Here is an 11,305-nt window from a genome sequence, read left to right as displayed (position 1 = left end):
GGGGCGCGCGCAGAATCGCCTCAACTGAGAGACCGGCCGTGAAGCGCAATCGCTTCACGGCCGGTCATCAGACGTCAGGACCGCAGCCCGCGATCACGGTCCGGAGTCGCTCCCGGACTGCTCGGACGGAGTGGGCTCACTCGTCGGCTGCGGGTCGACGGGCTCGTCGGTGGGATCTGGGACTGGCGGCTGAGTGGGCTCTGGCGTCTCCACAGGCGCGGGTGGCGTCGTGCTGCCTCCGGCCCCGTCCGGAACCGGCTGCGAGGTCAGAGTCGGCGTGGTCGGGTCGGCGGGCGCGGGTGCCTGCGTGGGGGCGTCGACACCCGAGTCGTCGACGGGCTGCTCGGGAACGCTCGTGTCCTCACCCTGCTGCGTGTCGACCGCCGCGCTGTGCGAGCTCTGCGCTGCAGTCGCCTGGCGAACGACCGACGAGATCCCCGTCGTGCGCGCGCGATCATCGGCCGCATCCGCCAGCTCGATGAGTGCGGCGTCGTACGCGGTCAGGATGTCTGCCGAAGCCAGCGTGACTTGAAGGCGGTGCTCTTGGCCGAGGGCGAGCGTGCTCGTCGCCATGCCGCCCACGGCGTTCTGCAGGGCGGTGTAGGAGGTCTGCAGCGCGTTCGACGCTGACGACGTCGAACTCAGCGCATCCTTGACCTGGCCGAGAGCGTCTTCCAACGCAGCCTTCTCGGCCGTTCCGACCCGCTCAGACGGAAGGCTCGCGAGCGGCTGGGCCAGCATGTGCAGGTTGACGACGTCACTGGAGCTGGCACTCGCCACGGCAGCGCTCGTCGTCGCAGGGACGGCCACGGTCTCGACGGGTGCCGCGACGTCGCCCCCCTGGCCGTTCGTGACCGTCAGGGCAGCAACGACCGCCCCCACGGCAATGACGCTCATCGTCGCGGCGGCGAGCTCACCCGGGCGCTTCTTGACGAACGCCAGTATGGCGTTCGAGGTCTCCCCGTTCGACATACGGCTCCTCTACGACGTTCTGCTGCGTCGCGCATTCCGCGCACAGCTTCCCTAAGAGTAAGACGATCCCGCCGAAAGTCGAAGTCAGAACTGCCCGGGTCGCTCAGGAAACTCAGAGCCAGACGAACTGGATGAAGATCGACAGCGCGAGGATGGTGGTGGAGACCAGCGCGCACATGAGCTCGATGACCATGCCGAGCCCAAGCGCCTTGACCGCGGTCCAGCTCGAGTCCAGGGCCGCGCGGAACTCACGCACGCGTGCGTACTCGGAGGCCACGAGGCCGACCGCGAAGCCGATCGGAAGGCCGAACGCCGGGAGCACGAACAGGCCGACGATGCCGGCTGCGAGGCCGATGAGCACCGAGCGGTTCGGGACCTGTTTCTTCTTGAGCCCGCGCCCCGTGAGCACCCAGCCGATGATCATGCCGGTGATGAGCAGCGCCGCCCCGACCCCGAAGGCAACCCAGACGGGCCAGGTGCCAGCGAAGATCGCCCACACGAGGAAGCCGATGACGATGGTGATGCTGCCGGGCAGCACCGGCACGATGATACCGATGATGCCGACGATCGCGAGGACCACGGCGACGATTGCAGCGATCACGGGGGCACTCATGGGTCAACCGTATCGGTTCCCGAACGCCCCTCCTGGGTGGTGCGCATGAGAACGGGGGCCGTGCATCCACAGGAGAGTGGATGCACGGCCCCCGAAGGCCGTCCGCGTGATCAGCGGGACAGCGCGTAACCGGTCTCGCCGTGCACGACCACGTCGACGCCGGCCACTTCATCCTCGTGGCGCACCCGGAAGCCGATGGTCTTCTGGATGGCCCAGGCCACGAGGAAGCTCACACCGAAGGAGTAGAGGAGGACACCGAGCGATGCGATGAGCTGGACGATGAGCTGCTCGACTCCGCCGCCGGTGAAGAGGCCGGTGTCGAAGGCGAAGAGACCAGGCCAGATGGATCCGACGAGACCGCCGACGAGGTGCAGACCGACGACGTCGAGCGAGTCATCGAAACCGAGCTTGAACTTCAGCTCGATGGCGAACGCGCAGAGGCCGCCGGAGACGAGGCCGAGGAGGAGCGCCCAGCCCGGCGTCAGCACGGCGCACGCCGGCGTGATGGCGACGAGGCCCGCGATGGCACCGGATGCGGCGCCGATGGACGTCGCCTTGCCGTTGCGCAGCTTCTCGACCATGATCCAGCCGAGGATGCCCGCGGCGGGAGCGGCGATCGTGTTGATGAAGAGCAGTCCGGGGCCGGGGAATTCCGAGCCGCCGAGGTCGCCCCATGCGGCGCCGACGTTGAAGCCGAACCACCCGAACCACAGGATCGCCGTGCCCAGGAGCACGAGTGGCACGTTGTGGGGCTGCGTGATGCCCTTCGCGAAGCCGACGCGCTTGCCGAGGACCAGTGCGAGTGCGAGTGCTGCCGCTCCTGCGTTGATGTGCACGGCGGTTCCACCTGCGTAGTCAATGACCTCGATGCCCTCGAAGCCGAGCTGAGCGCCGAGCTGCATGATCCAGCCGCCGCCCCAGACCCACGCTGCGACGGGGAAGTAGACGAACGTGGCGAAGATGCCGGCGAAGAGCATCCAGGAACCGAACTTGGCGCGGTCCGCGATGGCCCCGGAGATCAGGGCGGTCGTGATGATGGCGAACGTGCCGCCGTAGGCCGCACCGGCCGTCGCGTTGCTGTCCTGGATGAGGTTGGTCAGTGCGAAGTCAGAGAGCGGATCCCCAGCGAACTGGAAGAAGGAGTCGCCCGACACGGACGACATGTTGTAGCCGTACAGAATCCACAGCACGGCGACGAGGCCGAGCGCCCCGAACGAGAGCATCATCATGCTCACGACGCTCTTCTCCTTGACCATGCCGCCGTAGAAGAGGGCGAGTCCTGGTGTCATGAAGAGCACAAGCGCTGCGCTGATCATCAGCCACGCGGTTCCACCGGTATCCATTGCATCCTCGCTTTCGCCACCCGTGCTGCGGCCTGGAGGACGCGTCGTCGTGACACGGTGTGGGGAGATGCAACGAGTCTGCTGGGGGCTCGTGTCGCTGGTGGGGCGGTGCCGTTTCGATCATGTTTCGGAGCGGCCCGGCGTGTTACGAGTCTGTGTCGGGAACGGAGCCGGGTCGGTTCGGCGGGATCTCAGACGGAGGCGGTCTGCTCCTGGGCAGTCGAGGCGATGAGGCGCGACACGCAGCGCAGGTACTTCTTCCGGTAGCCGCCGTCGAGCATTCCGCCCCCGAAGATCTGGTCGAGAGCAAGACCGGAGGCGGCGATGGGGATCTGTGCGTCGTAGACGCGGTCGATGAAGGCGACGAACCGCAGCGCCTCGGCCTGATCGGTGAGTTCATGCACGTCACGGAGTGCAAGGAGGTCGACCTTCTCGACGAGGCGCACGTACTTCGAGGGGTGGACGGTCGCAAGGTGCTGGACGAGGTCATCGAAGCTGTCGTAGGCGACGCTCCTGCCGTCGGCGACCGCTTCATCGACGAGCACGTCCAGTCGTTCGGCCGGGGTGACGGCCGCGTGGCCGGACATGTCGCGCCGTCGGTAGTCGGTGCCGTCGATGCGCAGCGTGTCGAAGACGCCGGCGAGCTTCGTGATCTCGCGGAGGAAGTCGGACGCGGCGAAGCGTCCCTCGCCCAGCGCATTCGGCGGGGTGTTGCTCGTCGCGGCGACGCTCGTGCCGGAGTCCACGAGCTCCCCGAGGAGCCGGGACATGACCATCGTGTCGCCCGGGTCGTCGAGCTCGAACTCGTCGATGGCGATGAGGCTCGTGCCCTTGAGCGAGCGAACGGCTTCTGCGTAGCCGAGGGCTCCGACCAGCGCCGTGTACTCGATGAACGTGCCGAAGTACTTGCGCCCGGGGTGCGCGTGCCAGATGGACGCGAGGAGGTGCGTCTTGCCGACACCGAACCCGCCGTCGAGGTAGATGCCCGGCTTGACCGGTGGTGCCTTCTTGAGGAACCCGAAGAGCCCCTTGCCTCCGGAGTTCGCGGCCGCCTTGACCCCGGCGAACCGCTCGCCCGCCTCGACGGCGGCAGCCTGGGAGGGGTACTCGGGATCCGGTCGATACGTCGAGAACTGAGCACCGTCGAACTGCCGGGGAGGCACGAGGTCCTTCACCATCTCAGCCGCTGTGACGGTCGGCGAGAGTTCGGTCAGGTGCAGCAAGCGGCCTTCGCCCACGGAGTCCTCGTACTTTCCAGTGACAGATGCCCGGTGCGGGCACAACCGATCTTACCGTCAGCCGCTCCCGCCGGTCGTCCCGTATCGAGGGCCGGTACCGTGGTCACATGCACGACGTCACGCTGCCTGAACCGCTCGAGCTGCTCCGTGAGGAGCTCCTCGAGGTCTCCCCCCGCGATCGCCTCGAGCTCCTCGCCGAGATCGGTGCCGAGCTCCCACCTGTCGACGCCTCCGAGGTCGAGGCGTTCGAGCGCGTCATCGAATGCCAGTCGCCGGTGTACCTCGACGTCTCGCTGAGCGGGGACGCACGCATCCGGCTGCGTATCTCTGTCCCGCCTGGCGCGCCGATGACGCGCGGCTTCGCGGCGGCTCTCGTGCAGGGCGTCGACGGTCAAGAGCCAGCCGCGCTCCTCGGACTCCCTGAGGACCTCCCGAGTGTCCTCGGCCTGGCCGACCTCGTCTCCCCGCTCCGCCGCAGCGGAATGGTCGCGCTGCAGGCGCGCGCGAAGAGGCAGCTGCTCGAGCGCATCGCCGTCGAGGAGCGCTCCTAGGGACCGATTCGCGTCCTAGAACGTCGCGAGCCACTCGTCGAGCGACTGCTCCCAGCGACCACTGTCGACATTCCAGAGGCGCGTGTGCAAGGCACGCTCGAATTCCCGGTAGGTGACGAGGTCGGGGCGGCGACGTGCCACCTCTCGACTCGCTTCGACCGGCACGACGGTGTCAGCGCTGGAGTGGAACAAGAGGATGGGCACGCGTAGCTCCCCGAGCCGGCTCGGGATCTCGAGCTCGGCAAGCGGGATCGGCGCATCGAGGCCGAGCAGAGGGCGCGCGAAGGGACTCCCGATGAGCCAGACCCCGAGAGCCGTCACCGCCCGAGGAAGCCGCATGGCCCGACCCTGGTATCGGAGGATCGAGCGCCAGCTCAACGCAGGCGACTCCAGGAAGATGCCGGCGACGAGCTCGCGGTGGCGGGCATTGAGCGACGCCTGCACGACGGTTCCACCACCCATGGACCACCCGACGAGGATGATCCGCTTCGCGCCGCGCTCGGCGGCCCAATGCATCGCGGACTCGACGTCGCGCCACTCCGTCGCGCCGAGACCGAACTTCCCGTCTGGCGATGGCGGCGCGAGCGCGTCGTTCCGGTAGCTCACCACCAGCGAGTTCCAGCCTCGACCGCGGAACAGCGGGACAGCCCGCAGGGGCTCCGTCATGACGGCGCCCCGACCGTGCACGTGGATCGCCCACGAATCGCTGGCCTGCGCCGCGGGGATCAGCCAGGCGGGCATCGCACCGAGCGGGGTCTGCACGTCGACCCAGCGCCACGGCAGATCGAGGTCCCGCACCCAGAGCTGCGGAGCCGACGCGAGACGAACGGACCGGACGCGCTCGAGCTGCGCGCCCTGCTCGCCCCAGAAGCGCCTGGTCACCGTGCGCTCCGACTCGTCGACGACGGCCCCGACGTTGGCCCGGCCCGTCTCCGCAGCGAAGACGAGACTGTAGTGGCCGGGTGCCGCCGTCTCGGGGGTGCGAGCGAGGGTGACCGTGCCCGCCTGCTTGTCCACGCGGAGCAGGCGCACCGGGTCCCGGCGGCGCCGGGGTGGCGTGACGACGGCACGCGCAACCATGGTGGCCGCGGTGCCGGCGATAGCGGCGAGGCCGACGACGACTGCGCCGAGCGTCGCCGCCGCGAACTTCGCAGCAGTCGCGGTCGACTCAGCCGAGGCACGTTTTGCGGCACACATCATGACGATGATGGCGCACACCGCCCGTGAACACGCCGAACGGCTGGCGCGCCGCTTACGGCGCGCCTGATCTGCGTTGTTGGAGGCCAGGCCTAGTCTCGTCGCGTGGTTGTCCCGTTGCATCGATCTGCCCCGGAGTTCGAGGCCGCCGTAGAGGCGGTCCGTGCGGCCGAGTTCCGCTCTGCCCTCACGGTGAGCGAGATCCGTCCCCCAGCGAACCTGGCCCCCGAATCGCTCGCTCTCTCCGGAGACGTGCGACCAACTGCCCACGCCAGCGATTCAGAGCTCGGCACCGGCAGGTTCATCCTGCTCCACGACGAGAGCGAGCCGGAAGCCTGGCGCGGAGCGTTCCGCGTCGTCTGCTTCGCACAAGCTCCGCTGGAGCCCGAGATCGGCGTCGACCCCTTCCTCGCGCCTGTCGCGTGGTCCTGGCTCATGGATGCCCTCGAATCCAGGGGCGCCGCCTTCGAGCATCCCTCCGGAACGGCGACGACGATCAACGGTCGCGGTTTCGGTGAGCTCGAAGACCAGGGAGAGGGCGCTCAGATCGAGCTGCGCGCATCCTGGACACCCCGCGAGACCGACCTCGCGGCTCACGCCGAGGCGTGGGGCGAGCTGCTGTGCCTGCTCGCCGGCATGCCGCCCGAAGCCGAGGCAGACGACGGCGTCCAGGTCCTGCGGCACCTTCGAAAGGCGAAAGATGGGGCTTGACGCGGACCGCCTGAAGGCAGGCGGACTCGACGTGATCGAGACAGAGGACCAGCTGCGGGCGGGACTCGACAGGCTCGCCGCTGGAACAGGGCCGGTCGCCGTGGACGCCGAGCGCGCGTCCGGGTATCGGTACTCAGAGCGTGCCTACCTCGTTCAGCTGTTCCGTCGCGGAAGCGGCACGCTGCTGATCGACCCGATCGCGACGGGGTCGCTTGCTCGCCTGCAGGAGATCATCGGCGAGGAGGAGTGGATCTTCCACGCGGCTACCCAGGACCTGCCCTGCCTGCGCGAACTCGAGCTGGACCCGACGCTCATCTTCGACACGGAGCTCGCCGCGCGACTGCTCGGCTACGAGCGAGTCGGGCTCGGCGCCGTCATCGAGCGCCTCCTCGGCATCTCACTCGAGAAGGCGCACTCCGCGGCAGACTGGTCGACGAGGCCGCTTCCCGAGACCTGGCTCGCCTACGCGGCGCTCGACGTGGAACTGCTGATCGACGTCCGTGACCAGCTGCACCAGGAGCTCGTGGATGCCGGGAAGCTGGAAGCGGCTCGCGAAGAGTTCGCCGATATCCTGCAGCGTGAGCTGGGAGTGAAGAAGCCAGACGCCTGGCGTCGAATCGGCGGCATCAGCCGGCTCCGCAGTCCACGGGCTCTTGCAGTGGCGAGGGAGCTCTGGCTCTCGCGCGATGAGATGGCGAGAAGCTCCGATACCGCGCCTGGGCGCCTCTTCCCGGATCGGGCACTTGCCGCCGTTGCGACGGCGATGCCCCGGACGCGTGGCGAGCTGGCGCGACTGAAGGAATTCACGGGGCGGGCATCCCGAACGCAACTCGATCGCTGGTGGGGCGCCGTCGAGCGCGGACTCACGACGGACGAGCTGCCACCGCAGGCGCCGCGCGACCCGGACCGCATGCCGCACCACCGCCAGTGGGAGCAGCGGGCCCCTGAGGCAGACCGCCGCCTCAAGCTCGCTCGTGAGTTCCTCGTGGCCCACGCCGAGCAGCTCCACATGCCGGTCGAGAACCTGCTGACACCCGAGCTGCTCAGGCGCGCGGCCTGGAACCCGCGCCAGCCGATCTCGGCAGACGCGGTTGCCGAGCACCTGCGCGAGCTGGGCGCTCGACCGTGGCAGACCAGCGAGGTCGCACAGGGAATCGCCGCCGCTTTTGTAGGAGCTGACCAATTGACTTCCGCTCCGGACGGAGAGGCTTCGTAGCTTCGCACGAGGCATTGGCTTCCCATCAGGCGGGCATTCATAGGATGACCGAGTCAATAGATGCTTGGAGGCAGTGTGGCCAATCGAGAAGTGTTGTTCATCGACGGCGTTCGGACCCCCTTCGGACGTGCCGGCGAGAAGGGCATGTACTGGAAGACCCGTGCGGATGACCTCGCCGTCAAGGCGATCAAGGGGCTCCTCGACCGGAACCCGCAGATCCCGCACGACCGCTACGACGACGTCGCGATCGCGGCGACCACGCAGCAGGGTGACCAGGGCCTGACCCTCGGTCGCTCGACCGCCATCCTCGCCGGTCTCCCGAACACGGTTCCCGGTCTCGCCATCGACCGGATGTGCGCCGGCGCCATGACGGCGGTCACGACCATGGGCTCCGGCGTCGGCTTCGGCGCCTACGACGTCACGATCGCCGGCGGCGTCGAGCACATGGGCCGGCACCCGCTCGGCATCGGGGCCGACCCGAACCCGAGGTTCGTCGCCGAGCAGCTCGTGAGCGGTGACGCCCTCAACATGGGCAAGACCGCAGAGCGCCTGCACGACCGCTTCCCTCAGCTCACGCGCGAGCGCAGCGACCGCTACGCCATGCGCAGCCAGCAGAAGGCCGCCGCCGCGTACGACAACGGCCAGCTGCAGCCCGACCTCATCCCCGTGGCGATCGAGTCCGAGGCTGGCTGGGGACTCGCGACTCGAGACGAGACGCTGCGGCCCGAGACGAACATGGAGACGCTCTCCACTCTGAAGACGCCCTTCCGCCCGCACGGTCGAGTGACCGCTGGGAACGCCAGCGGCCTGAACGACGGCGCGACCGCCGCGATCATCGCATCGAGCGCCGCCGCCAAGGAGTTCTCTCTCAAGCCCAAGATGCGCATGGTCACGTTCGCGTTCGCCGGCGTCCAGCCCGAGGTCATGGGCCTCGGACCCGTGCCCTCGACGGAGAAGGCCCTCGCCCGGGCCGGCATGACCATCGACGACATCGGTCTCTTCGAGTTGAACGAGGCATTCGCCGTGCAGGTGCTGTCCTTCCTCGACCACTACGGCATCGACGACGACGACCCATCGGTGAACCCGTACGGCGGCGCCATCGCGATCGGCCACCCGCTCGCCTCATCCGGCGTCCGCCTGATGACCCAGCTCGCGAAGCGGTTCGAAGAGCATCCGGAGGTCCGCTTCGGCCTGACCGCCATGTGCGTCGGCCTCGGACAGGGCGGCACCGTCATCTGGGAGAACCCCAACTGGAACGGCAAGTCGCACGCACGCCGAGGCTTCGGCAAGAAGGGACGCTGATCACCATGGCAACTGATCTCCGAGCACGCTACGCTCCCCTGCTCGCCATGAGCACCGACGAGGTCGTGACGCACTCGCTTGTCCGCGACGTCACCCTGCCGAGCGGCCGAACGCTGGCGCTCATCACGCTCGACAACGGCCACGACTACACGCGGCCGAACACGCTCGGGCCCGAGACGCTCGCCGAGCTCGGGGAGGTGCTCTCGCGTCTCCGAGCGCGAGCGTCGTCGCACGACATCGACGCGGTCGCCATCACCGGCAAGCGCTTCAATTTCGCCGCGGGTGCCGACCTCTCCAACGTCGGCTCGATCCCCAGCCGTGAGGTTGCCCTGCAGCTCGCGCAGCTCGGCCACGAGGTGCTCGGCTCACTCGGCAGGCTCGGCGTGCCCAGCTTCACGTTCTACAACGGACTCGCGCTCGGCGGCGGGGTCGAGATCGGCCTGAACTCCGACTACCGCACGGTCGACGCCACGGTTCCGGCCTTCGCGCTCCCCGAGACCTTCCTCGGCCTGGTGCCGGGCTGGGGAGGCGCCAGCATCCTGCCGAACCTCATCGGCATCGAGAACGCGCTCAAGGTCATCATCGAGAATCCGCTGAAGCAGAACCGGATGCTCAAGGGGCCCCAGGTCGCCGAGCTCGGCATCGCGGACGCGATCTTCCCGAGCCTCAACTTCCTCGAGGACTCGCTCGCGTGGGCCGACAAGGTCATCACCGGGGATATCGAGGTCAAGCGCCCCCACGCGCCGGGACGTCTCGAGCGACTCGCGAAGTGGGACCTCGCACTCGGGGTCGCGCGGCGGACGCTGGAGGAGAAGCTCGGCACGGTCGCGCTTGCCCCGTACAGGGCTCTCGACCTCCTCAAGCTCGCCAAGGGCGACGACCGGGAGAAGGGGTTCGCGGCCGAGGACGAAGCGCTCGCCGATCTCATCTCCGGCGACCAGTTCGTGGCATCCATCTACGCGTTCAACCTCGTGCAGAGGCGCGCCAAGCGTCCAGCGGGGGCGCCGGACAAGGCACTGGCGCGCCCGGTCAACAAGGTCGGCGTCATCGGCGCCGGGCTCATGGCGACGCAGTTCGCGACGCTGTTCGTGCGTCGCCTCAAAGTCCCCGTCGTCATCACCGACCTCGACCAGGCACGGGTCGACTCGGGCGTCGCCGCGGTGCGTCGCGAACTCGAGAAGCTGCACGAGAAGGGTCGGATCGACGGAGACGAATACGGGCGCCTGACCGGGCTCGTGCACGGAACCACGAACAGGAGCGAGTTCGCCGACTGCGACTGGGTCATCGAGGCTGTCTTCGAGGAACTCGGCGTGAAGCAGCAGGTCTTCTCCGACTTCGAGAAGATCGTGGGACCTGAGGCCGTCCTCGCCACGAACACCTCGTCGCTGTCGGTCGCGCAGATCGGCGCGCAGCTCGAGCACCCGGAGCGCCTGGTCGGCTTCCACTTCTTCAACCCTGTTGCACAGATGCCCCTCATCGAGGTGGTGAAGACGCAGAGCACCGACGACGCGACACTCGCGACGGCGATGGCAACAGCCAAGAACCTCAAGAAGACCGCCGTCATCACGAGGGACGCTCCAGGCTTCGTCGTGAACCGAGTCCTCGCGAAGGTACTCGGCGAGGCGATGAACGCTGTCGACACCGGGACGTCCTTCGAGACGGTCGACCATGCGCTCGACCGCATCGGCTTGCCCATGACACCCTTCGAGCTTCTCGAGCTCGTTGGCCTGAAGGTGGGAGCACACGTCCTCGACACCCACCACGCCGCGTTCCCTGACCGCTTCTTCGAATCGGAGAACCTGCACAGGCTCGCCGACTACGGCAAGCTGTACGACCGCGACGGGAAGGGCAAGAAGAAGGGCTTCGACAAGAAGGCCGTGCAGATCGTCGCGGGCGGCAAGACCCCGATGACCGCAGAGTCGTTCGCGGAGCGGGTCGAGGTCGGCCTCGCCGACGAGATCAAGCGCATGCTCGACGAGCAGGTGGTCGCCGCTCCTGAGGACATCGATCTGTGCCTCATCCTGGGCGCAGGGTACCCCTTCCAGGCTGGCGGCATCACGCCATACCTCGACCGGATCGGCGCCTCTGAGAAGGCGTTCGGCGGCACCTTCCACACGCCGCCCATCCGCGGGGCTGCCACCCGCTGACCCGGGCCGCCAACA

The 11,305-nt window shown here is 68.2% G+C and carries 10 protein-coding genes; 5 read left to right on the top strand and 5 right to left on the bottom strand.

The features are described 5' to 3' along the window. Window positions 1–93 precede the first annotated feature (93 nt). The 4 genes from HDC34_RS09405 to zapE all read right to left on the bottom strand — a co-directional run bounded on the left by HDC34_RS09405 (window position 94) and on the right by zapE (window position 4,166). On the bottom strand, window positions 94–972 hold the full coding sequence (locus HDC34_RS09405) for a hypothetical protein (protein WP_179556666.1): 879 nt from the start codon (window positions 970–972) through the stop codon (window positions 94–96). A 112-nt stretch (window positions 973–1,084) separates the two neighbouring features. After that, window positions 1,085–1,585, bottom strand: coding sequence for a DUF456 domain-containing protein (locus HDC34_RS09400; protein WP_179556665.1), 501 nt, complete (start codon window positions 1,583–1,585; stop codon window positions 1,085–1,087). Window positions 1,586–1,695: 110 nt separating this feature from the next. Beyond that, entirely contained in the window at window positions 1,696–2,928 is a 1,233-nt protein-coding gene (locus tag HDC34_RS09395) for an ammonium transporter (protein WP_179556664.1), read from the bottom strand. A 191-nt stretch (window positions 2,929–3,119) separates the two neighbouring features. After that, window positions 3,120–4,166 (bottom strand): cell division protein ZapE, encoded by a 1,047-nt coding sequence (zapE, locus tag HDC34_RS09390; RefSeq protein ID WP_374757228.1) that lies wholly within the window; start codon window positions 4,164–4,166, stop codon window positions 3,120–3,122. A gap of 107 nt (window positions 4,167–4,273) precedes the next feature. Between zapE and HDC34_RS09385 the strand changes: the two genes are divergently transcribed. After that, window positions 4,274–4,717: a SufE family protein gene (locus tag HDC34_RS09385; protein ID WP_104312011.1), complete on the top strand. Its 444-nt coding sequence runs from the start codon at window positions 4,274–4,276 to the stop codon at window positions 4,715–4,717. 15 nt (window positions 4,718–4,732) lie between these two features. Here HDC34_RS09385 and HDC34_RS09380 read toward each other — a convergent pair whose 3' ends face one another. Continuing rightward, a complete protein-coding gene (locus HDC34_RS09380; protein ID WP_179556663.1) occupies window positions 4,733–5,917 on the bottom strand; it encodes an alpha/beta hydrolase in 1,185 nt (394 codons plus the stop codon). Between the two features lie 102 nt (window positions 5,918–6,019). Between HDC34_RS09380 and HDC34_RS09375 the strand changes: the two genes are divergently transcribed. From HDC34_RS09375 to HDC34_RS09360, 4 genes are all read left to right on the top strand, one after another. After that, the gene (locus tag HDC34_RS09375; protein ID WP_104312013.1) at window positions 6,020–6,625 is read left to right on the top strand and encodes a DUF3000 domain-containing protein; all 606 of its coding nucleotides are present in this window, start codon (window positions 6,020–6,022) and stop codon (window positions 6,623–6,625) included. Beyond that, entirely contained in the window at window positions 6,615–7,841 is a 1,227-nt protein-coding gene (locus HDC34_RS09370; RefSeq protein ID WP_179556662.1) for an HRDC domain-containing protein, read from the top strand. The genes HDC34_RS09375 and HDC34_RS09370 overlap by 11 nt, the downstream gene beginning before the upstream one ends. 75 nt (window positions 7,842–7,916) lie before the next feature. After that, window positions 7,917–9,143 carry an acetyl-CoA C-acyltransferase gene (locus HDC34_RS09365; RefSeq protein ID WP_308807297.1) on the top strand — a complete coding sequence of 409 codons (1,227 nt, stop codon included), beginning with the start codon at window positions 7,917–7,919 and terminating at the stop codon, window positions 9,141–9,143. A gap of 5 nt (window positions 9,144–9,148) precedes the next feature. Beyond that, window positions 9,149–11,290 (top strand): 3-hydroxyacyl-CoA dehydrogenase NAD-binding domain-containing protein, encoded by a 2,142-nt coding sequence (locus HDC34_RS09360; protein ID WP_179556660.1) that lies wholly within the window; start codon window positions 9,149–9,151, stop codon window positions 11,288–11,290. Window positions 11,291–11,305: the final 15 nt, after the last annotated feature.

Source organism: Pseudoclavibacter sp. JAI123 (assembly GCF_013409665.1).
Taxonomy (GTDB): Bacteria; Actinomycetota; Actinomycetes; order Actinomycetales; family Microbacteriaceae; genus Pseudoclavibacter.
This window is presented reverse-complemented; position numbering and strand designations above follow the sequence as displayed.

Coding starts and splice junctions, on each gene's coding strand:
- HDC34_RS09405 (WP_179556666.1), bottom strand. CDS start 972: ATGTCGAACGGGGAGACCTCGAACGCCATACTGGCGTTCGTCAAGAAG.
- HDC34_RS09400 (WP_179556665.1), bottom strand. CDS start 1,585: ATGAGTGCCCCCGTGATCGCTGCAATCGTCGCCGTGGTCCTCGCGATC.
- HDC34_RS09395 (WP_179556664.1), bottom strand. CDS start 2,928: ATGGATACCGGTGGAACCGCGTGGCTGATGATCAGCGCAGCGCTTGTG.
- HDC34_RS09385 (WP_104312011.1), top strand. CDS start 4,274: ATGCACGACGTCACGCTGCCTGAACCGCTCGAGCTGCTCCGTGAGGAG.
- HDC34_RS09380 (WP_179556663.1), bottom strand. CDS start 5,917: ATGATGTGTGCCGCAAAACGTGCCTCGGCTGAGTCGACCGCGACTGCT.
- HDC34_RS09370 (WP_179556662.1), top strand. CDS start 6,615: ATGGGGCTTGACGCGGACCGCCTGAAGGCAGGCGGACTCGACGTGATC.
- HDC34_RS09360 (WP_179556660.1), top strand. CDS start 9,149: ATGGCAACTGATCTCCGAGCACGCTACGCTCCCCTGCTCGCCATGAGC.